The sequence below is a fragment of the [Flexibacter] sp. ATCC 35208 genome (assembly GCF_001975825.1).
GTDB lineage: Bacteria > Bacteroidota > Bacteroidia > Chitinophagales > Chitinophagaceae > Chitinophaga.
In genome coordinates this window covers 13036-36882 of record NZ_MTKN01000074.1, presented here as the reverse complement: position 1 = coordinate 36882, position 23847 = coordinate 13036, and the positions used below count along the sequence as shown (strand labels likewise).

Genomic DNA, 23847 nt, shown 5'->3' with positions numbered 1-23847 from the left:
TTGTAATTGCCGATTACACACGATCGAGCATAAGTGGGAAAGTGGTTTGTTGAGCTGTAATATATTGCAGTTAAAATATAATCCCATGTCAATGATAGTACATTTTCGGGAGTGGTTAAAGGAACAACCAGCTAATAGCGAAAATGACGAACGACTTTTTCTTACTGAAAAAGAGGTAAGGGAGTTTCCTCAATTCAAGGATGCTACAGCTGAGGAAATAGAAAATATTATAAACACACTTCATGCCCTGGCATTGATTACGTATGAAATTTTCTGTAAGGAAAATGGCAATGACGAAATCGCCAGGGCAGCTTAAATTAATATTCATTAGTTACGCATTTACAATACCCAAATCCATTGAATAATATGAAGAGTATAAACGTATTTACAAAGTTTGCAAAAGGTGCACAGCCACTGATTGTTGATGATGGGGAGTGTGTTATTTATACAAGGGTTTCAACAAAAGAACAAGCAGATGGAAATCTAAGTCTGGAAACGCAAAAAAAGGCTTGTGATCTATATGCCTTGAAACAGGAGTATAAGGTGCTGTCCTGTTTTGGTGGAACATATGAATCAGCTGCAAGTGACGAGAGAAAGGAATTCAAGCGCATGATTGAGTTTTGTAAAAAGCATAAGAAAGGGAATCTTAAAATTATTGTATATAGTCTTGACCGTTTCAGCCGCACCGGTGATAATGCTATCTGGCTTTCCCGTCAATTGAGGGATCTGGGCATCCTGATTATGTCTGTCACTCAGCCGATAGATACTAAAAATCCAGCTGGAGTATTGCAGCAAAACATCCTGTTTCTTTTTAGCCAATATGATAATGATTTAAGAAGATTAAAGGCTATCGAGGGGATGAAAGAAAGATTGCTACGCGGTGAATGGCCTGGTCATGCACCCATTGGATATGATCATGTAACTACTAATGGTGAAAAGACTATCGTGATAAATGAAAAAGGTAAGCTATTACGAAAGGCATTCTTGTGGAAGGCCAACGAAGGAATTAGCATGGTTGAGATTCTAGGGCGGCTGAAATCGCATGGATTAAAGCTGACTAAGCAGGCAATCAGTAAGGCATTAATTAACCCTTTCTACTGCGGTATATTATCTCACTCATTTTTGAAAGGAGAGGTCATCGAAGGGAAGCATGAGAAGCTAATTAGCAAGGAGATATTCTTAAAGGCAAATGAAGAAAAGAGTAAATCTGCACATGGCTTCAGATGGAATGCGTTAAATGAGGAACTACCATTAAAGCTATTTATTAAATGTGAGAGCTGCAAAGAGAATCTGAGAGGGTATATTGTAAAGAGTAAGAACCTGTACTACTACAAATGCGATAATGGTAGTAAATGTTCCTGTAATGTAAGTGCTAAAAAGCTGCATGAGTTATTTGAAACAATTCTGAGCGAAATAACGCTTCCTGAGAAATACATTGACCTGTTTCAGCTTCAGTTAAGGAAACTGTTTACAACAATCAATACAGATAGAGAAGAAAACGCCAAACAGTATAAAACGAGGTTAACGGAGCTGGAACAAAAAATAGAAAATCTGGAAGAACGCTTTATAGAGGAAAAATCAATCAGGAGTTATACCAGAAATTTGCGCATAAGTTCAGCCGGGAGAAAGTAGAACTGTTAGAACATTTACGACCAACAATTATAAACACCTCGAACCTGGAAAAATACATTGAACTGGCTATTAAAAGAGTCACAGAACCTGCATCCATATGGACTTCCAGCAATTACGCAGAAAAGCAAAGGTTACAATTCAGAATATTTCCTGAAGGAATCTATTATAACAAGAAAACGCATCAACCTCGAACCGATAAAATGAATAGAATGTTTGCCTTCGTTGCAGAACTGTCGGGCGTTTCGGAGAAAAGAGAAACCCGACTTTCTGAGATTACTCTCAAGAAGTCGGGTTTGGCGGACCAGACGGGACTCGAACCCGCGACCTCCGCCGTGACAGGGCGGCATTCTAACCAACTGAACTACTGATCCTTCTCCCTTTTTAGTTCGAAGGAAACTGATCCTTTTCCCTTCGTTTAACACTGTTGTGTTTCCCGTTTTGGGATTGCAAAGATAGCGACAAACCAACCAATTTTGCAAATCTTTTTTAAAAAATATTTAAGCCGTTATCTTTACACCGTACTTTAACCAATTTATAACATAAATATGCAATTCCTGGAATTCGAAAAACCTATTGCGGACTTGTATGATCAGCTGGAAAAACTGAAAGAGAATGGCGCCAAGTCTGGTGTTGACGTGACAGCTACCGTGGTGGAATATGAGTCTAAGATCGCTCATACCCGTCAGGAAATCTATGATCATCTGACCAGTTACCAAAAGGTACTGCTTAGCAGGCACCCGGATAGGCCCTATACCCTGGCGTACATTGAGAAGATGTGTACCAACTTTGTGGAGCTGCATGGCGACAGGAATGTAAAGGACGATAAGGCGATGGTAGGCGGTTTCGCCAACCTGGATGGCGAAACAGTGATGTTTATCGGTCAGCAGAAGGGGGTAAATACCAAAATGCGCCAGATCCGCAACTTTGGTATGGCTAATCCTGAAGGCTATCGCAAGGCATTGCGTCTCATGAAACTGGCAGAAAAGTTCAACAAGCCTATCGTAACGCTCATAGATACCCCGGGTGCTTACCCAGGTCTGGAAGCCGAAGAACGTGGTCAGGGTGAGGCAATTGCCCGCAATATATTTGAAATGGTGAAGCTGCGTGTACCAGTTATCTGTATCATTATCGGGGAAGGTGCTTCCGGTGGTGCCCTTGGCATCGGTATCGGAGATCGTGTGCTGATGCTGGAAAACAGCTGGTATACCGTAATTTCTCCTGAAAACTGCTCTACCATCCTCTGGCGTAGCTGGAACTTCAAGGAAAAAGCTGCCGAAGAGCTGAAACTGACCTCTGATCATATGAAGAACTTTGGTCTCGTTGATGGTGTTATCAATGAACCGCTGGGTGGCGCGCACGTAAACCCTGATGAAATGGCGGTGATCCTGAAACAAAAGATCAAAGAAACTTTGGCCGAACTGAAGAAGTTCGATGCTGACACCAGAATCGAGCAGCGTATTGACAAGTACAGTAACATGGGCTTTTTTGACGAACACTAAAAATAATTTGATATAAACCATTTCAAATGGTCATCTTTGCACCTCCTTTCAGGATTTTCACCTCTTGAAGGGTGATCCAGAGAGGGCAATTTGGAATTTCTTATCCGGAATTTTTACGTAATATGGAACAATTAAGAGGCACCGGCGTTGCGCTGGTTACGCCCTTTAAAAAAGACGAAAGCATCGACTGGAATGCTTTAGAGAGAGTCATCGATCATGTGATTGCCGGCGGGGTTGACTATGTAGTATCCCTGGGGACAACCGGTGAAACACCTACACTGAGCGCTGAAGAGAAGTTGGACATCATGAAGTTCACCTTCGAAAAAGTAGCGAAGCGCGTACCCGTGGTGGTGGGTATTGGAGACTATAACACCCGTGATGTAGTCAAGCGTCTCGAAACCTGTCCGCTCGATGAAGCCCTTGCCATACTCAGCGTAGCTCCTTATTACAGCAAACCAAGTCAGGAAGGCATCTTCCAGCACTATAAGGCCGTAGCGGCAGCTGCGCCAAAGCCAGTTATTCTCTACAATGTACCTGGTCGTACCGGTCGTAATATGACCGCTCAGACCACCCTGCGCCTGGCACATGAGGTGGAAAACATCGTGGCCATGAAGGAAGCCAGCGGTGATATGGTACAGTGTATGCAGATTATCCGGGACAAACCGAAAGATTTCATCGTGGTGAGCGGGGATGATGCCCTGGCTATGCCACAGATCGCAACCGGTATGGACGGTTTGATCTCTGTAGCAGCCAATTATTTTGCAAAAGATACTGCTGATATGGTACGTGCTGCCCTCCGGAACGATTTCCCTAAAGCAAGAACGTTGCATTATAAATTGCAGGAAGCCTTTGATCTCATGTTTGAAGAAAACAACCCTGCGGGCGTGAAAGCGTTTTTACATGAGGGTGGTTTGATTGAAAATGTGTTCCGTTTGCCGGTAATACGTGTAAGCGATGGATTGCAGGCGAGAATTGCTGCTTTTGCAAAGACATTCAAATAAAAAATAAAGAAAAAAGCTTTTGCCTGAGGCAAAAGCTTTTTTTCTGGATATAACTGGATATAATTTGTAGCGGGCCTTTTCAGCGCCACCAGGAATTTTCTAAATAATGTATGTAGCCCCTTCCAGCGACAGATCTGTATTCGGAAACACTGGTTTACATTCCTCCAGAAAAGGGGCCAATTCTGTATACTTAGATGAAAAATGCCCGATAATCAATCTTTTAGCCTCACCTTTCGCCGCTAATGTAGCTGCCTGCACACTTGTGCTGTGATATCTTTCCGTCGCTCTTTCTGCCAGGTTATGTAAATAAGTAGTTTCGTGATACACGAGATCTGCCTGATAGATATATGGCAATAATTCCTCCGTATACTTCGTATCTGCACAATAGACGTACTTTTTGCCTGGGGCAGGAGGGAGGGTGACCCAGTCATTTTTTACCAGTAAGCCATCTTTTCGCTGATAATCGGCTCCTTCGGCCAACTGAGAGAAAAAGGCCGCAGGAATTTCATATGCCCTTGCCTGTTCGGGTATAATCCGCCGTTTCCGTTTTTGCATATCAAACACAAAACCATAGCAGGGAATCCGGTGCCTGGTCGCAAAATAGCTTACCTGCAGGTCCTTATCGTTTACGATAACGCCTTGATTTTCTTCTGTTAAGGGGGTGAAATGCATTTGGAACTGCAAAGTGGTAGCCGCACACTCCATCTGGAGTTTGAGGATCTGTTCCAATTCAGGAGGGCCGAATAAAAAAAGTGGATCCTGGCGTCCCAGCAGACTCAGGGTATTTATGAGGCCAATGAGACCAAAATAGTGATCGCCGTGTAAGTGACTGATAAAGATGTACTTGAGCCGGCTACGCCGGATTTTATAGCGTGCAATCTGCACTTGTGTGCCTTCGCCACAGTCTACGAGTAGCAAAATATCGTTACATGTGACTACCTGTGCCGTTGGATGCCTGTCTAACGTGGGAAGAGCCGAATTATTACCTAGTATGGTTACCGCAAACATGCCCGAAAATACGTATTTATAAAATGAAAAATTCCGGAATATGGAACCATTTTCCACATTCCGGAACTATATGCGTGCACTGAGGGCGGCACACAAAAAATTATTCATCTTCACCCAATAATTCCCTTTCCAGGTCTTCCATCATGACGAGGTCGATGGCTTCTAACATAGTAGGGGCAAGGTTTACAACATTTTCATCGGCAGCTTTAATTTGTGCTAAAAGACTACTGTTTAGTCCGGTGAGGGCGCAGGACAGACCGCTGTCATACTGCTGGTAGTAGACTGTTAAAATGGCTTTCAACCCAGCTTCCTCCATATTTGACACCAATGCCATATCCAGTATAAGATTGCGGCCTTCCAAATCTGGTAGATCTGATACTTCTTTTACAAAAGCGTCTGCCAAATTAGCATCCAGCAAACTTATTTGCGGTTGTATAACAAGAATTTTTTCTTTGGTATCAATTTTGAATTCCATTCGGTAAGATTTTTGTTTTATAAGTTTAGTAAATAGTAATCGGAATCCTGCCCAATAACAGCCTTCTTCTTACTGCTCTGCCCTTCTCAATGATCTTTATACTATTAAAGTGTTAGGGTAAAGGTAAATCAAAATTATTTGCTAATATTGTATAAGCAAGTCCCGGTAAGGGTTTTAATAATTTAATATTCTCACAATGGACCAGAATTTTTCACCGCAAGTAAAGGAGATCATTTCGTTTAGCAGAGAGGAAGCTCTACGCTTGGGGAATGATTTCATCGGCACAGAACACCTGCTGCTTGGCATTATCCGAGAGGGGGAAGGGACAGCTGTTAAAATTCTGCAGGCCTTGAATGTAGACCTTTATGAACTACGTAAGGAGGTTGAATTGGCCGTAAAAGACAAGACAGGAAAGAATATAGCCAATATCAATAGCCTCCCGCTTACAAGGCAGGCAGAGAAAGTAATCCGTGTTACGGTGCTAGAAGCAAAGGCACTGAAAAGTCCTACCGTAGAAACGGAACACTTAATGCTTTCTATCCTCAAGAATAAAGAAAACGTTTGTACACAAATCTTACAACAGTTTGACGTGGATTACGACACTTTTAAAAACGAGCTGGGCTTCGTAAAGTCTTCTGACCCTAAAGCAGAATTTGACGATCCAGGAGAGGAAGAATTTGAAGATGAACGCAAGAGTTTTGCCTCTAAGGCCAAACAGACAAATACGAAGTCTAAAACGCCTGTGCTGGATAATTTCGGCCGGGATATTACCAAGCTGGCCGAGAGTGGCAGCCTTGACCCGATTGTAGGTCGCGAAGCGGAAATTGAGCGTGTATCGCAGATATTATCCCGCCGTAAAAAGAATAATCCGATCCTGATCGGTGAACCGGGAGTGGGTAAAACCGCTATCGTAGAGGGCCTGGCACTGCGCATCGTGCAGCGTAAGGTATCACGCGTATTGTTTGACAAACGTGTTGTAAGCCTCGATCTCGCCGCACTGGTAGCCGGTACAAAATACCGTGGCCAGTTTGAAGAAAGGATGAAAGCCATCATGAATGAACTGGAGAAAAACAGAGATGTGATCCTGTTCATTGATGAAATTCACACGATCGTTGGTGCAGGTGGTGCTTCAGGTTCCCTGGATGCTTCCAATATCTTCAAACCAGCCCTCGCCCGTGGAGAACTCCAGTGCATCGGTGCATCCACCCTGGATGAGTATCGCATGTACATCGAGAAAGATGGTGCACTCGACCGCCGTTTCCAGAAAGTAATGGTAGACCCTCCAACCGTGGAGGAAACAATACAGATCCTCAACAATATCAAACCAAGATATGAAGAGTATCACAACGTAAGCTATTCTGATGATGCAATTCAGGCGTGCGTAAAACTGAGCGATCGCTACATGACAGACCGTTTATTGCCAGATAAGGCGATCGATGTACTGGATGAAGTAGGCGCCCGTGTACACCTCAAGAACATCAACGTTCCGCAGAACATCCTGGATCTGGAAAAACAGATCGAAGATATCAAGCAGGAAAAGAATAAAGTCGTGAAGAGTCAACGCTTTGAAGAAGCAGCAGCACTACGCGATACGGAAAAGAAACTAGGCGAGGACCTTGAGAAAGCGAAAGCCGTTTGGGAAGAAGAAGTGAAACACAAACGCTACCCAATCGATGAAGAAGCGATCGCCGAAGTGGTGAGCATGATGACAGGTATCCCTGTTAAACGTATGGTACAGGCCGAAACCGAAAAACTGCGTCGGATGGGTGAAGACCTGAAAGGTGCAGTAGTTGGTCAGGACGAAGCCATTTCCAAAGTAACAAAAGCTATTCAGCGTAACCGCGTAGGTCTGAAAGATCCAAAGAAACCAATTGGTACTTTCATCTTCCTCGGTCCTACAGGGGTTGGTAAAACTGAGCTGGCTAAGTCACTCGCACGCTATATGTTCGATTCAGAAGATTCTCTGATCCGTATAGATATGAGTGAATACATGGAGAAATTCTCTGTAAGCCGCCTGATTGGTGCGCCTCCGGGATATGTAGGTTATGAAGAAGGTGGTCAGCTGACTGAAAAAGTTCGCCGTAAACCATACTCTGTAATCCTGCTGGACGAAATCGAAAAGGCACATCCGGATATTTACAATATCCTGCTGCAGGTGCTGGACGATGGTATCCTCACCGATGGCCTTGGCCGTAAGGTAGACTTCAAGAATACATTGATCATTATGACCTCCAACATTGGGGTTCGTCAGCTGAAAGATTTCGGAGCAGGTGTAGGTTTCTCTACAAATGCGAAATCCAACAGCGAAGAAGAGAATACAAAATCAGTAATTGAAAAAGCACTGAAACGTACCTTCTCTCCTGAGTTCCTCAACCGTATTGATGATGTGATCATATTCAATTCACTGAGCAAAGAGCATATCTATACAATCATAGATATTACTATGCAGAGTGTGCTGAAACGTCTGGAAAACCTTGGCTTTAGCCTGGAACTGACGGAAGAAGCGAAAGGATTCCTGGCGGAAAAAGGCTACGACCAACAGTTTGGTGCCCGTCCGCTACACAGGGCGATCCAGAAATACCTGGAAGATCCTTTAGCAGAAGAGATCCTGAATATGAATATTCACAACGGAGATGTATTGATTGCTGATCTTGATAAGGAAAATCAGAAACTGATCTTTACTTTAAAGAACTCAAGAAATATCAAATCTGAAAAATCAGAGGCTTAATTACAAAGCCATAGTTGATAGAAATGTTTTCCAATAAAGGCTCCCGGGATTATTTCCCGGGAGTTTTTTTATGCGTATATGGGTGATTTTCTACCCCTTTTGTGTGAATAAAAGGACTAATTTTATATTTTAACATATGTTTGTGAAATGAGGAAACTAGTTTTTTTATCAGGTTTTTTGGGGATGATGGCATGCCATCCCGGGAGAAAAAAAACACTACCACTGCGACTGTAAATGATACAGCCCTTATTTTACCGGGAGATCGGGTAGCTGTTGATACCAGCACCCGGGAGGTAAACGAAAGACCCGGTGAAGAAGAGATAGAAGAAGATGAAGAAAGGAGCAATCAACTGAAGAATAGAACCGAAGATCCATCGTATAGAGAGAAAGACCTTGTGGCAAAGCAATATATATTGGATGAAGATGAAGACCTTGCGCTCAGATGGGCAGTAGATACGATCAACCATTTCGACTGTGCAATCTAGAGAATTTTCGTACATGAAATTCTTATGGCCTTCCTGTTACTTATTATACATCCCTTCTTATTTTCATGCTGCTGTGGTGGAATAATTAATAATTAGTCGCCTTAACAAATTAATGGACCATATTCGCCGTAAAACCGCCTTTTCCCACATATTGTTCGCTGTTCGCCTCCTCATCCAGTGAAATGTAGCTACCAAAATGGCGAATACTATCCTAATCCAGAGAACCTGGGAAAAAAAGGCCATCCACCCCGAAAATAAAAAGTGAATATCTTTTTAATAATACCCCCGCTTTTTTTATGAATTATCCTGTAGTTGCATTTCTACAAAAGTGGTATGCCGAATCGGATATTGATATTATTTTGCCTTAAAATAGCCTTAAAAATAGCTAAAATGAACTAAAAACTGAATTAGTATAACACGTAGGTGTTATAATCTTCCCACTAGTTGCCCCCATTTCCCCCCATTCGGGCTCTTCCATGTGCTGGTTTTTGCAAGATATATTTACATGTTCATTTTTAATAATGATAATCAATTGTTTATATGATACCTATTTAAAATTAAAATGATACGTTCATGTCATTTTAATAATATTACTAATATTAGATATTTGCGCTATAGGAATCGTAGAGACTTTTCTATTCATTCAGGTTCGTGAACAGCACAAAGACAGTGGACATTACATTTTGCCTCTTTTAACCGTTTTTTATTTGAAAGCCTTAACATATGCCTTGCAGAGTTCCAATCTGTGCAATAGTACAGTGGTATGCCAGGTACACACACACACATTATTTAATAAAAAGGAAAACGGATAAATAAAAAATTTAAAATCTATCTATCCCTATACTAATATGAAAACAGTTTTACACAACGTTTCACGCAAACTCTTATTGGCTGGTGGCATCACCCTGGCAGCTACTGCGGCAAACGCACAGATGAAAATTGGTGATAATCCTTCACAGATTACCAAGTCTGCGATCCTGGAGCTTAGCAGTACCAAACAAGGTCTGTTACTGCCAAGGCTGAGCGATTTTACTACCATCAATACAGCGATCGGTTCTGATGCTGTAGACGGTATGATCGTATACCTGAACAGCACTGTTGCAGCTGATAACGGTGTGTATATGCGTAAAGCAGGTGCATGGGTGAAAATCGCCAGCGCCGCTGATGCACTTGCAAACTGGGGTCTGACTGGTAACGCAGGTACCAATCCAACTACTAACTACCTCGGAACTTCCGATGCACAGCCGCTCTCCATCCGTGCAAATGCAACTGAAGCAATCAGTGTACAAACCAACGGTAATGTACAATTGAAACAGGTTGCCGCTACTACTACCGATGCAGCACTGGATGTATTGATCATTCAGGCAGATGGTACAATCGTGAAAAAATCTTTGCCAGCTTATGCTTTCAAAAGTCTGCTGACAAATGTTGATGCATCTGTTCTTACTATGAACACCACCCAGGCAACCGATGGCCAGGTGACTATCAATGCGCCTATCATGGATGGTGCCTCCACTAAGTCTTATGGTTTCATGACCCTGGCAGACTGGACTACCCTGAACAACCTGGCAGCTGGTAACAGCCTTACTGTAGCGAATCTGATCACTGCAGCAGCTACTACTTTTGATGCTACCAAAGGTGCCATGATCACTTATAATTCTACCAACAAACAATACGAACTATCTCTGATCGAAGCATCTACTGACAGAAATGGTATCGTGACCACAGGCGCGCAGTCTTTTGCAGGTGCTAAAACCTTCACTGGTACTGTCACTGTAAATGGTGCAACTACCCTGAACAGCACTTTAGGTGTAACCGGTGCGACTACTCTGGGCAACACTTTGGGTGTAACTGGTGCGACTACCCTGGGTAATACACTGGATGTAACTGGTAAAGCTACGCTGAATAATGGTGTAGACGTAACCAGCGGTAACGTAGCTGTGACTACCGGCAACTTAACATTGACCTCCGGTAATGCATCTGTAGGTGGTACTACTACATTAGGTGGTACTGTAACGATGAACACTGTTGCTGCAAACACTGAGACTAATTCACTGAATGTATTGGTACAAAATGCCACTACTAAAGCAGTTGAAGCAAAATCCTTCTCCTTCGACGCTATCGCAAATGCCATCACACTGATCAAAACCGGTGCTACTTCTACCGCTGGTAGTGATGTAGAACTGAAATCAGATGTTGCTGGTACAGACTTCAATATCGTAGCTGACGGTACTGCCAAGACAGTTACTTTCAACCTGCCTGATGCAAGTGCCGTTGATGCTAGTCACACTGCAGTTCAACGAGGTGTGGTTTCTACAGGCAGACAGTCTTTCGCTGGTAGCAAATCTTACACTGATAGCGTAGCAATCGGTCAGAATACTGTTGCTAACTCTACACTGACAGTAAATGGTTCCGTATCAATGGCTATCAAGCCTGTTACTGCTACTTACACTGTAACAGGTAGTGACAACACCATCCTGGCAGATGCCAGTGCGGGTGCTTTCACTATTACGCTGCCTGCGCCTGCTGCTACTATCGTAGGTCGTATCTACACTATCAAGAAGATTGGTGGTGATATCGACAAAGCAGTTACTATCATGCCAGGAGCTAACAGTATCGAAGGTGGCTCCAGCTATGTTATTTACAACGACTGGACATTCATTACCGTACAAACTGACGGTACTAACTGGTATATCATCAAGAAATAAGGGATAAGATTTTATAACAGGAGCAGTATCTGCTGCTCCTGTTTATTCCTTTTGTGTGCCTGTATTCGTGAAACCAATTAATACCTATGATAACTTTCCCAAACCGGCTTGTGCTTTTGTGCCTGCTTATTCTACCATCAGCATATGTAGGTGCCCAGCAATTGAAGTTGGGGAAAAATCCCACTTCAATTGAGAAGTCTGCGCTGCTGGATCTGAATAGTGACAAACAAGGCTTATTACTCCCAAGAATTTCCGACTATACCATCGCTCCGCTGAATACTGCTCCTGATGGTATGATTATATACTATGTTCCTGATAAATTATTATACATCCGTAAAAACGGAGTATGGAATAAACTCATAGACGAAACATCTGCAATTTCATCTGTAAATGGACAAACTGGTCCAGTTGTTAGCTTAACCACCGCCAATATTTCAGAATCTGTCAATCTTTATTATACTGACGCGAGAGCAAGAGCGGCGTTCAGTGCTGGCACGGGTATCAGTTTATCTGGTGCAGGAGTTATCTCAGCTTTGAATACTTCTAATTTATGGAATGCGTCCCAGTTACAGGGCCGCAACATTGCCACTACTGCACCAGCCGATCAGGATGTGCTGACATGGAGTGCTGCTACCAGCACATGGCTACCTAAAGCAGTTGGCTCTGTTACTTCTGTTGCCTTGTCATTACCTTCTTCAATATTTACAGTTAGTGGTAGCCCTGTTACATCTACCGGTACATTGTCTGGCACATTTAATTCACAGGCAGCTAACACTGTATTTGCTGCTCCAAACGGCACGGCAGGTACACCTTCTTTCCGTGCACTGGTAGCTGCAGATATTCCTTCAGGATCTGGTAACTATATTCAAAATATATCTACCGGCACACAGACTGCCAGTTTCTCTATCAGTGGCAATGGTTTGATTGGTACTAACCTGGGAGTAGGCATCAGCACAACGCCTGCCAATACTTTGGAAGTAGGTGGTACGACCGCTGCTTCTGGTTTGTCAGGATTAAGACTGACTGGTCTGGGAGCTGCCACTTTACAAAGTTCAATGGCCAATACCCTTGCGGTGAATGCCAACGGTGATGTGGTAGTCACTCAAAATGCAGCTGCCAATAACTGGTTAATTACCGGTAACTCCAATGTAAGTTCCAGTACTCATTTCCTTGGTACAACCAATGATGTGAAGATGGTGATCAAATCTAACAACACCTCTTTCCTTGAGTTTGGCCGCCGTGCTACTTTAGGACTGGTACAGAATTACCCTAGCTATACAGATAGTGATGAAAGTGTCACCTTGATGAAATCTGCCCTGCAGTTCGATGTACCTTCCTCTGTTCAGTTTTATAAACCTAAATTCTATACTACCACTGACGGCAACTTCCGCCTTAAAGGATCTGCTGCCGGTACTGATTTCTTTGAATTGGGTTCTACCGGCAGTAACAATGGTGGGGGTTTTGAATTCATCATCGGTGATGATGGGGATGAGCCTATTCTGTTCAGAAGTTACTACTATGCAGATTCATCTTATACTGAGATGATGCGCATGCAGTCAAAGAAAGTAGGTATCAACATGGCTGGTGTAACTCCTGCACAAACTTTGGATGTAAGAGGAACGATGCGCCTGACTGGTAGCACCGGTACTCCTGATAATATATTAGGGCGTAACAGCACCAGCGGTGACATTGCTACCCTGGGTTATGACGCAACTACACTCAGTCTCACCAGCGGAGCTATCAAAGCAAATAATACTTCTTCTATCTGGAATGCAAACCAATTGCAAAGTACAGCAGTAGCAGCTACTGCACCTACTTCCGGACAGTACCTTGTATATGATGGTACCAGTTGGACGCCTACGACAGTTTCCGGAAGTCCAGGTGGTAGCGGTACCTGGTCTACGACTGGTAACAGCGGTACTACAGCAGGGACTAACTTCATTGGTACTACTGATAGTAAAGCACTGGTGGTAAAGACGAATAGTACCGAAGTAATGCGTGTGGATGCCAGTAGCCATGTGGGGATCAAAACAACTACACCTACCAGTACACTGCACGTGAATGGTTCTTTTGCTACAGCCGTTGCCAGTTATGATAACCCTTCTACAGCAGTTACGGTGAACCTGGATGAGACTTATTATATGGTAGCAAGGTTAAGCTCCAATTATGGGAATATAGCTTCGGTAACAGCCAACCTGCCATCAGCAGCTACCTGCCCGGGCAGAATATATGTATTTTCCAATACTGTCACCAGTTCCGGTTCCGGTAAGTTATATGTAAAACCAAGCAGCAGTGAATTTATTGGCAGTTTGGGCAATAATACAACGATGACACTGGACGAACGTATTTCAGCCGCGATACAAAGTACAGGTTCTTATTGGGTAGTGTTGTATAAAGGTTCAAACCAAGGCTACTAACAAACAAAAGTTAATAATGAAGTTCTTATTCTCCATAATACTTTTTTGCGTTACGTTCCATCTCAGCTATGGGCAGGAGACTTACATCTCTACCGGTGCGCAGGTATGGAATTTTGGTAACGTCGGGGTATTTGGTAACATAACGAATGAGGGGTCATTAGGATCGAGCCCCAATGCTAACCTTTATTTTTATGGTAAAGTATGGACGAATGGCTTTAACGCTTCTCTCAAAGACGAAAGTACCTCCGGCCTCAAAGGCACCGGGGGCATTTTTAGTTTTGCAGGTAGTAGCGGACAGCAGACTATTTCCGGCGGATTCAATGTGGCTGCAAAGATTGGTGCGAGTTTTCCCAACGTAGATATCAATAACCCGGATGGTGTTATCTTTTATACCCTCAATGACCTGAAGATCAGAAATACCCTTAGCTTATCTAACGGGCTCGTATTCCTGAACGGACAGAACCTCATGGTCGGCGATACCTCTGCGGGATCTATCACTGGTTATTCAGACCGGCGTTTTGTGGTAACAGGTACTTCCTCCAGCGGTGGATTCCTGTATCGTTCCAAACTAGCCAGCAGTGCCGGACAGGTGGTATTCCCGATAGGTAGCTCTGCCAGCAATTATGCACCAGCTGCTGTGCAGTATGAAGGAGATGCAGAAGATTTTCATGCACGTGTATTTGACAGTGTATATCAATATGCCAGTTCCGGAACTTCTATCTATGACACTGTTGTGTACAAAACATGGAACATAGGAGAGGAGTTGGGAGGTACCGGCAAAACAGCTGTAACCCTGCAGCATATGGATAGTAATGAGGGCGATGAATATAATTTAAACAGGGCTGAGAGTTATATCTCTTTATTCAAGGACAGTGAGTGGGAACATCGTTACAGTGTGAATGACAACATGAGCACTGGTACGTTGACTTCTCAGGCCATGGTATCATCAGCTACCATGCATTCCCGCGGTTTCGGGGGCATTGGCCTGAATGCTTATTTTGCTAAAAAGACCAACTTTTCCAATAGCTATTCACCAGCTACAATTATTGACTTCAACGCTTACCGTGTAAGTATCTCATTGGTAGATCTGGTTTGGATCACCAGCAGAGAGACTAACATGAATGTGTTTGAAGTAGAGCGCAGACTGGATAACGAAGAAACCTTTACTAAGGTAGGCACCGTCGCCACGAAAGCGCCTAATGGAAACAGCACAACTAAATTGAGTTACTATTACCAGGATACAAATGACTATGATGGATGGAGCTATTATCGCATTAAGGCAGTATCAAAAACCGGCAAGTACGTCTACTCTGATGTAAGAGAAGTCGGACCGCTGGTGGATGTAACCGTTTACCCGAACCCGAACTGGGGCGATTTCAAGATCAAAGTAAGAGGTATCAAGACTACGTTGATAATGCAATTGTACGATGTATGGGGTCAGGTGATGCGTAGGCAGGAGATTACAGGAACCGGAGATGTGGAAGTACACAACTTGCCAGCTGGTACTTACTTCCTCGTGCTGAAACAAAAAGACACAATGAAAGAAGTGTATACCTGCAAAGTAATAGTGATAGATCATTGATAAGATAACCGAAAATGAATTGAAACTAAACAAGGACACATAATTGAATGGCGAAGAAAGCAAGTGGGCGAATAAGACCCTGCCTGCTTTCTTAGTCATATTTATAAGTTTTTGTTTAAATCCGGGTAATTTTTATGAAGACTAAATTCCTTGTCCGAGCCATTCAACTATTTCCAGTGTTCCTGTTTTGGTCCACATTGACATTTGCTCAACAGTTAAAACTGGGTGATAATCCCAGTTCCCTGCAAAAGTCAGCGTTACTGGAACTTGAAAGTAAATCTCAGGGGCTACTACTGCCCCGGATTGCTGATACTACATCTGGTGCTATCGCTACTGCTCCTGATGGTATGATCATTTACCTCACGCTCAACAATAGTCTGTGTATTCGCAGTAATGGGCATTGGCATCCATTGCTGCCTGAAGGGTATGCGATTACCAGCCTGAATGGACAGACAATTGCCGTGCAGTCACTGGCTACTACAAATACAGCCGGTACATTTGGCTTTACGTCAGTGGCAGGAGCGCATACTTTAAATATACCGGATGCGACAGCTACCAATAGTGGTTTTTTGAATACCAATGCACAAACACTGGCAGGCGCCAAGACATTTACAAATACATTGACTGCTAATCAGGATGTGTTCCTGACGGGTATCAGTATAGATAATACCAAGGATAGTGTGCTCCTGATCGATGGAGGCAAACTGCTGAAGAAACAACTGACCGGATTACCTCCGGTAGGTACAGCGGGTGGTGACCTCACAGGTACATATCCTAATCCTACTATTGCTGCCGGCGCTGTAACAGGTACCAAGATTGCACAGGCAGGGGCGACTTCCGGCCAGGTACTGAAATGGAATGGTACCACCTGGGCACCGGCTGCTGATGATAACAGTGGTTCTATTTCCTCTATTGGTTTAGTAGTGCCTTCTTTCCTGACAGTATCTCCGGCCACTTTAACTGCTAATGGAACATTTACAATCGGTACAAGCAGTCAGACTGCGAATACGGTGTTTGCTGCGCCTGATGCAAGTGCAGGTACACCTACATTCCGCTCACTGGTTCCTACTGATATGACATTGGGTACACAGCGCCTTGTAGGCCGTTATTCCAATGGTACAGGTACTGGGCAGTCTGTGTCAATGGACAGAACATTGAAAATGACTACCGGTGGTTATATATACGTAGATACTACGCTGGCGGTTTACAATGCGAGCAAAATCCAGAGTATAGCAGTATCACTTACAGCACCCACTACCGGACAGGTATTAAAATATAATGGTACAAGCTGGACACCGGCTGCTGATGATAATGCGGGTCTGACTTCAGTCGGAATAACATTACCACTGTATACATTTTCGAATTCCCCGCTGACAGCGAATGGTACATTGACAGGTTCACTGAGCTCACAGACAGCAAATACATTTTTAGGCGCACCCAACGGAGCTGCAGGTACGCCCTCGTTCCGTACACTGGTAGCAGCAGATATTCCTTCTTTACCATTCTCCCAGATTACAGGTACAGTGCCTGTATCTCAGGGTGGTACAGGATTGACAACGGTAGGTACATCCGGACAGGTATTGACATCTAATGGTACGACGTTGTCATGGGCTACACCCACATCTACAGGTTTAACATCTGTAGGCCTTTCATTACCTTCCATTTTTACAGTGACGAATTCTCCGCTTACTGCAAATGGAACCATTACTGCTACACTGGCGTCTCAAACTCAGTACACTGTTTTGGCTGCGCCAACCACAGCTAATGGAACGCCTTCTTTCCGTACACTGATACCAGCAGATATTCAGACTGTAACAACACAAAAATTGTTAGGCCGTTATTCAACCGGTACAGGTGCAGCACAGGAAGTAACTTTGGATAATACCATCAAGCTGACGACTGCCGGTACATTGTATGCTGATAGTTCGCTGGCAGTATGGAATGCCAGCAAACTACAAGGTGTAAGAGTGGCTGCAACAGCGCCTACTGACAATTATATTTTGAAATATGATGCTGCCACTACCAGCTGGGGACCTGAAGCAGAAACGGCTGCATCCAACTGGTTATTTACAGGTAACAGTAATACGGATGCCAACAGTTTTCTGGGTACCACAGCTGATCAGCCGATGGTGTTAAAATATAACAGCAAAGAGTTGTTCCGTGGTACAAAGGGTACAGGTACCTACGCAAGCAAAGTAGTATCCCTGTTCAATGGAGCAACCGCCTACAATGCGCACCCGTTGGTAATCAAAGCTAACGGTGCGGATGTATTGGCATTTGAAGATTCTACCGGTGTAATTACCTGGCACTGGAATATGTTAGGAACAGGTCTGAACTTCGTAGAATCCGGTGTGGCAGATTACAGGCTCTTTTTGATGAAAGGTGGTAATGTAGGGATTAATACAAGTACTCCTGCATCAAGACTGGAAGTAAATGGTAGTATGGCATTGCCTATCACTAATAATTCTTTAACAGGTACGCAGACTTACACGATGACTGCGGATGACTATACTTATATTAAATCAGGAACCGGTGCATATACTGTTACTTTACCTGATCCAACCACCTGTGAGGGCAGAATATATGTATTAAAAAGAGCTACCACCACAGGTACTTTTACAGTGAAAACGACCGGAAGTTACCAGATAGATGGAGCTACTACTGTAACAATACCTACTACTGCAAAGATGGCTTATACCTTCCAGTCAGACGGATCGAACTGGTACATAATAGGAGGGTTGTAACAATATATAATTCATCAGATCGTAAAAACATTTCCCCAAAAGGAAATGTTTTTTTTTGCACTGAATTCAAACTTACCTTTACACCGTTTAATTCATACAGTTTTGAAAAAGATTATCATCACCTTAGATGGATATTCTTCCTGCGGGAAGAGTACGCTAGCCAAACAGTTAGCTGCGGAGCTGGATTATGTATACATCGACAGCGGCGCCATGTATCGTGCTATCACGTTGTATTTTATTCAGAACCGTATAGACTGGAACAACCCTGAAGAGGTAGTCCAGGCATTGAAAAACATCCAGCTGGAATTCGTCTACAACCCACTTACCGGGTTCTCTGAAATGAACCTGAACGGTGAGAATGTAGAACAACTGATCCGCGAAATGCTGGTAGCTGAAAAAGTAAGTGAAGTCGCCGCCGTAGGTGCTGTCAGGGAGTTCGCCGTTGCTCAGCAACAGGAAATGGGTAAGCAGAAAGGCATCGTCATGGATGGTCGCGACATCGGTACCACCGTATTTCCCCATGCAGAACTCAAGATCTTTATGACTGCTGAAGCGGCTATCCGGGTAGAACGCCGCTTTAAGGAACTCTATGCTAAAAACAAAGGCATCACCCTCCACGAAGTAAAAGAGAACCTGGAACTGCGCGATTACATCGACACCAACCGCGAAATCAGCCCACTCCGTAAAGCAGAAGATGCTATTATATTGGATAACAGTCAGTTATCGCCAAACGAGCAACTGAAGTTGGTATTACAATGGGTAGACGATGCCGTGATGGTGAAGTCCTGAGCAAAAAGCCTCAAATGCTTTAACAGCAACGTTCTAAGCGAAAAATAATGAGTACCATGCGTCCTGACAGCAGGTGATCATCCTGATACCTGCTGCCAGAGAGGCCCCACTGCCAAATAGAATATTCTTCCTGAATTTATTTTAATATTAGAAAAACCTTTGTTAAATTTGTCCTACTCCGGTGAGTAATTCCGGTTAATCCTTCAATAGTTTTTCCACATCCTTTAGAATTTCCTGCATTTTATTGTTGTTATAATGTTGTAACCGGTTATTTAAACATATGCCGTCGAACGATATTTCCATACATGGTCAAGAGAAGTCATAAGAGATCTTTTGGACGATCTTTCTATAACTATATCCAGGGACCTGTTACTATTAGCCGTATAGAACACTCAATACTATATATATTAATACCCCCGGGCATTTTTTTGGTGCACCGGTATTATTAAAAACTTAATGTGGGACGGGCAGCATTGCCTGTCAGGTCCCATGTTTTCAGTAGGTGTATTCGGTTAATAGGAAGAAGGGGCGAATTCTTTCGCCCTTTCGCTTTTTGTATTTAACTTGTGCCTATTACCCTGGCTGTCGCATGGCGAAACAAATACCTTACGTTTTACTCTTTTTGTTCCTGGGGTTTAAAGTGGACATTTCATTTGCACAGGATTCTTCCCTCATTTACAGAACACTTGATTCTGCCCGGAATCTCCGAGGAGATACCACTAAGGTCAACTGGCTGTTAGATAAAGGGAAAACCTTCAGTCGTTTTTTTGACAAACGCAAAATCGAAAACCCCTTTTTCCAGGAAGCTGTTACCCTTGCTCAACACCTGAAATTTGCAAGGGCACTATTTAATGTCTATAATGAAATTGGTACCGCAAAGAGGAATATCTCTGAATATATCCTGGCTGCGGATTACCACGAGAAGGCTATCAAATATGCAGATGATACCAAAGATGATCATCTGCGCGCCATCGCCCGCAACAATACCGGCGTGGATTACCGGCGCATGGAAAAACCCCTGAAAGCATTTGAATATCACTTTAAGGCTCTCCAACTGGCTGAAAAAGTGAATGATGTACGTAACATTTGTGTTGCAATTAATAGTATCGGTAATATCAACCTCTCCACCGGCAAATACGAAGATGCCATCAGTCATTTTGATAAAGCCCTCGTACTGGAAAAGGAAAACAAAAATGACCTCGGGGTCGCCATTAACCTGGGCAACCTGGGATACGCTTACCAATACCTTGGTAAACTGGACCTCGCCATCGACTATTATAAAAAGTCGCTCGCGGTGAACATGCAGCTGGACAATGCTATGGGCAAAGCCATTTGCTACAATGCCCTGGGGGATGCCTACAAGGAAAAGAAAGAATACGCACAGGCGCTCGAAGCCCTGAACAAAGCCCTGGAAGTAGAAGTGGGGGTGGACGATAAAATACATATTGCTGAGAGTTACTTACATATTGGTAAGTGTTTTAGCCTCATGGGCAAACATGACGATGCCCGCAAATACTTCCAGGAATGTATAGACCTGAGCCAGCACTGGCGCTTCAATTACATGCTGCAGGAAGCTTACAAAGCCCTGGCGGCAGACTATAAAGCCAGTGGCGATTTTCGTCGCTCTCTTGAATGCGCTGATAAATCACTGGTATACAAAGACAGTATCCTGGACGAAAAGGCAGCCCTGCAACTTGCCCAGATGCAGGCTATCTACGAAGTAGACCGCAAGGATAACCAGATCAAAATGCTGGAACATGATAAGCAACTGAATGAACTCCGTACCCGTCGCAATGTCGTGTACATGTTGTCCATAGGCGGTTTCCTGATTATGCTGGCCATTGGTGGATTCTTTTATATCCGGCACCGCAACCTGGAAACAAAGAAACAGACCTTACAACTGGAACTCCGTTCCCTGCGTGCCCAGATGAACCCTCACTTTATCTTTAACTCCCTCAGTTCCATTCACCGTTTCATCTGGAGCAATAACCAGGAAGAGGCATCCGACTACCTGACCAAGTTCTCCAGGTTGATGCGCATGATCCTTGACAATACGCAGTACACCTTTATTTCACTCAACAAGGAACTGGAGTCACTGCGGTTATACCTGGACCTTGAACAATTACGTTGTAATAATATCTTTGAGTACAGAATCACAGTGTCAGACGACATTAATGAAGAAGAGGTAATGATTCCTCCTATGATCATTCAGCCTTATGTCGAAAATGCGATCTGGCATGGATTGGTGCATAAATCCGGGAAAGGCTTACTTGAAATAGCTGTATCCGTAAATGAACGTACCCTGACCTGCCTGGTCACCGACAATGGGATAGGCCGTAAAAAAGCAATGGAGATCAAGGAAAAGAAAGGACAGACACACCGTAGTATGGGAATGAAAGTAACAGCCGGCAGGATAGACCTGATCCGTAAAATCAATAATACCAAAGAAGCCACTGTAAGGGTTACAGACCTTGCAGACCACGAAGGCAAAGCAACAGGAACAATGGTCACACTTGTGCTGCCTGTAGAATTTATATTTTAAACCCTGGATTTTTAAAGCATGAGCGAAATTAAAGCGATTATCGTAGACGATGAACAGCATTGTATAGATGCCCTGCATACTATGCTGGCCAAAAAATGCCCGGAAGTAACAGTGCTGGGTGGTGTGAATAGCGTAAAAGCGGCGAAGGAACTGATTGACGAAGTACATCCCGATGTTGTGTTCCTGGATGTAGAGATGCCTCACCAGAACGGGTTTGAACTACTAAAACTCTTTGACAGAATCAATTTCGACATCATATTCACCACCGCTTACGAGCAGTATGCCCTGAAGGCGATCAAGTTCAATGCACTCGATTACCTGCTCAAACCATTTAGTGTGAAGGAGCTGCAGGACGCCGTTCAGAAATGTATAAGCAGGAGAGGCGTGCAGCAACCGGAACCCGGCAATTCCCCGCTGGATGTGTTCCTGCAGAACATGAAAACTTTACACCAGACGCATAAAAAAATCGCTCTTCCCACTATTAACGGATTGGTTTTTATGCCGGTGCAAAACATCGTACGGTGTGAGTCTACCGGAAATTATACAAGGATCTTTTTTACAGACAAAAAGAACCTGATGGTGTCCAGACCGCTGAAGGAGTTTGAAGAATTACTGACGGATGTGGACTTTTTCAGGGTACATAATTCTCACCTGATCAATTTGCAACAGATGCAATCTTATATACAGGGTGAAGGCGGTTTTGCGTTGATGAGTGACGGTACACAAGTGGAAGTTTCAAGAAGGCGAAAAGCAGATTTTTTGAAAAAAGCGATGCAATTCTAAACCAGATTTAATGCGTTTTACGCCATTTACCCTGAATAGCATACCGGATAATAAATGTGATTTGTCAGCAGGGGGGGAAGAGATTACTTTTGATTCAGGTTTAAACTAATTACGATATAAAACTTTTTTTCTCTGCATTACTAGCATTTATTAGCCCCAAAGAAAAAAGACACCATCAGGTGTCTTTTTTATTATTTGTAATTTTCAATGACTTGTTCTATTTGCTGCTCCAGTCCGTAAAACGATAACAACCTCCTTATTACCGCTTCGACCAGGGCATCGGGACAGCTTGCTCCACTTGTCATCATCACTGTCACCACATCTTTCTCAGGCAAAAATACATCACTGTTTAATTCCTGTTTATGATGGAAGTCATAATGCCTGATTTTATTCCTCGAAATCATCTGATCGTCAGCAGCTATGAAGTAAGTTGGCAGTTTTTCCTCGCACAATTCTACCAGGTGAGAGGTATTTGAACTGTTATAGCCACCTACTACGATTGCCAGGTCTGCCTGTTCTTCCAGTAACCCGGTTACGGCACTCTGGTTATCGTTGGTTGCATAGCAGAGGGTATCTCTTGTATCAGCAAAGCGTTCTCCTACAGTTTCAGGTGTCAGGGCGTACCTGTCCATGATCACGTTCTTAATATAATCGGCGATTCCCTGGGTTTCTGTAGCCAGCATGGTCGTTTGGTTGACCACGCCTACGCGCTGCAGGTCTTTTACCACATCAAATCCTTCAGAGTATTGTCCTTTGAATCGCTCATAGAATTCAGCAGCAGGTCGTTCGCTGGTAATGAAGGTAGCGAGTACCTGGGCTTCCTGCATATCTTTTACCACTACAGTCGGGGTATTGCTCCGGCTGTGGGAGAAGGTGGCACGGGTTTCTTCATGACCTGGTTTACCATGTACGATCACGGTATATGATTGTTGGCCAATCTGCTCGGCTTTGTTCCACACCCTTTCCACAAACGGGCAGGTGGTATTATATTGTAAAGGTGCAATACCCAGGGAACTCAGTTTTGCTTCAATTTCAAGCGTAGTACCAAAGGCAGGAATGATAACAATGTCTTCGGGAGTGAGCGTTTCCCATGGCACCAGCTGACGGCCGGCGGTATCCATCATGAACTGTACGCCTTTGGCCAGCAGATCGTTGTTAACATGTGGGTTATGGATCATTTCACTGAGCAGGAAAATCCGTTTACCTGGATTTTCTTCCACAGTTTTGAATGCTATCTCAATAGCATTTTCCACACCGTAGCAAAAGCCAAAGTGACGGGCCAGTAATATCTTTAATGGACCAAAGTCAAGAACAGTAGGCGTGAAATCTTTTTTCATGCGATCCTGTTTCTTACGGCTGTTTTTAATAGCTGTAATGAGTGGACTCCGGTAGATGATAGGTACGTTGAACGTTTTCATGTTGTCGACAAAGTTACACATTTTGATGTGGAGCGG

General features: G+C 43.6%; 16 protein-coding genes and 1 tRNA gene. 13 read left to right on the top strand and 4 right to left on the bottom strand.

Going from position 1 to position 23847, the window contains the following annotated elements:
- The coding region (locus BW716_RS30175) for a hypothetical protein (RefSeq protein ID WP_220388867.1) at nucleotides 1-316 on the top strand (316 nt) is incomplete at its 5' end.
- A 50-nt stretch (nucleotides 317-366) separates the two neighbouring features.
- Entirely contained in the window at nucleotides 367-1632 is a 1266-nt protein-coding gene (locus BW716_RS30170; RefSeq protein WP_083729793.1) for a recombinase family protein, read from the top strand.
- Nucleotides 1633-1926: 294 nt separating this feature from the next.
- Here the strand turns inward: BW716_RS30170 and BW716_RS30165 are convergent.
- Nucleotides 1927-2003, bottom strand: a tRNA-Asp gene (locus BW716_RS30165).
- Between the two features lie 174 nt (nucleotides 2004-2177).
- On the opposite strand from BW716_RS30165, the gene BW716_RS30160 reads away from it, so the two are divergent.
- Together BW716_RS30160 and dapA are read left to right on the top strand one after the other, a co-directional pair.
- Nucleotides 2178-3131, top strand: coding sequence for an acetyl-CoA carboxylase carboxyltransferase subunit alpha (locus BW716_RS30160; protein ID WP_083729792.1), 954 nt, complete (start codon nucleotides 2178-2180; stop codon nucleotides 3129-3131).
- A gap of 122 nt (nucleotides 3132-3253) precedes the next feature.
- Nucleotides 3254-4132, top strand: coding sequence for a 4-hydroxy-tetrahydrodipicolinate synthase (gene dapA, locus BW716_RS30155; RefSeq protein ID WP_083729798.1), 879 nt, complete (start codon nucleotides 3254-3256; stop codon nucleotides 4130-4132).
- Nucleotides 4133-4231: 99 nt separating this feature from the next.
- On the opposite strand, the gene BW716_RS30150 is transcribed toward dapA, so the two are convergent.
- Nucleotides 4232-5140 (bottom strand): ribonuclease Z, encoded by a 909-nt coding sequence (locus tag BW716_RS30150; RefSeq protein ID WP_083729791.1) that lies wholly within the window; start codon nucleotides 5138-5140, stop codon nucleotides 4232-4234.
- Between the two features lie 100 nt (nucleotides 5141-5240).
- Nucleotides 5241-5615 carry an STAS domain-containing protein gene (locus BW716_RS30145; RefSeq protein ID WP_083729790.1) on the bottom strand — a complete coding sequence of 125 codons (375 nt, stop codon included), beginning with the start codon at nucleotides 5613-5615 and terminating at the stop codon, nucleotides 5241-5243.
- Between the two features lie 196 nt (nucleotides 5616-5811).
- On the opposite strand from BW716_RS30145, the gene BW716_RS30140 reads away from it, so the two are divergent.
- From BW716_RS30140 to BW716_RS30100, 9 genes are all read left to right on the top strand, one after another.
- Nucleotides 5812-8343, top strand: coding sequence for an ATP-dependent Clp protease ATP-binding subunit (locus BW716_RS30140; RefSeq protein ID WP_083729789.1), 2532 nt, complete (start codon nucleotides 5812-5814; stop codon nucleotides 8341-8343).
- 191 nt (nucleotides 8344-8534) lie between these two features.
- Complete coding sequence (locus BW716_RS30135; protein ID WP_083729788.1) at nucleotides 8535-8828, top strand: hypothetical protein; 294 nt, start codon at nucleotides 8535-8537, stop codon at nucleotides 8826-8828.
- An 848-nt stretch (nucleotides 8829-9676) separates the two neighbouring features.
- Nucleotides 9677-11536, top strand: a complete 1860-nt coding sequence (locus tag BW716_RS30130; protein ID WP_143709123.1) for a hypothetical protein — start codon at nucleotides 9677-9679, stop codon at nucleotides 11534-11536.
- Nucleotides 11537-11622: 86 nt separating this feature from the next.
- Nucleotides 11623-13953, top strand: a complete 2331-nt coding sequence (locus BW716_RS30125; protein ID WP_083729786.1) for a hypothetical protein — start codon at nucleotides 11623-11625, stop codon at nucleotides 13951-13953.
- Nucleotides 13954-13969: 16 nt separating this feature from the next.
- Nucleotides 13970-15535: a T9SS type A sorting domain-containing protein gene (locus tag BW716_RS30120; protein WP_083729785.1), complete on the top strand. Its 1566-nt coding sequence runs from the start codon at nucleotides 13970-13972 to the stop codon at nucleotides 15533-15535.
- A gap of 134 nt (nucleotides 15536-15669) precedes the next feature.
- Nucleotides 15670-18279, top strand: a complete 2610-nt coding sequence (locus BW716_RS30115; protein ID WP_083729784.1) for a hypothetical protein — start codon at nucleotides 15670-15672, stop codon at nucleotides 18277-18279.
- Between the two features lie 102 nt (nucleotides 18280-18381).
- Nucleotides 18382-19068 carry a (d)CMP kinase gene (cmk, locus tag BW716_RS30110; RefSeq protein WP_083729797.1) on the top strand — a complete coding sequence of 229 codons (687 nt, stop codon included), beginning with the start codon at nucleotides 18382-18384 and terminating at the stop codon, nucleotides 19066-19068.
- A gap of 589 nt (nucleotides 19069-19657) precedes the next feature.
- The gene (locus tag BW716_RS30105; RefSeq protein WP_083729783.1) at nucleotides 19658-21610 is read left to right on the top strand and encodes a tetratricopeptide repeat protein; all 1953 of its coding nucleotides are present in this window, start codon (nucleotides 19658-19660) and stop codon (nucleotides 21608-21610) included.
- A gap of 18 nt (nucleotides 21611-21628) precedes the next feature.
- On the top strand, nucleotides 21629-22393 hold the full coding sequence (locus BW716_RS30100; protein WP_083729782.1) for a LytTR family DNA-binding domain-containing protein: 765 nt from the start codon (nucleotides 21629-21631) through the stop codon (nucleotides 22391-22393).
- 191 nt (nucleotides 22394-22584) lie between these two features.
- Here the strand turns inward: BW716_RS30100 and BW716_RS30095 are convergent, their stop codons facing one another.
- Complete coding sequence (locus BW716_RS30095; RefSeq protein WP_083729781.1) at nucleotides 22585-23811, bottom strand: 4-hydroxy-3-methylbut-2-enyl diphosphate reductase; 1227 nt, start codon at nucleotides 23809-23811, stop codon at nucleotides 22585-22587.
- Nucleotides 23812-23847 lie beyond the last annotated feature (36 nt).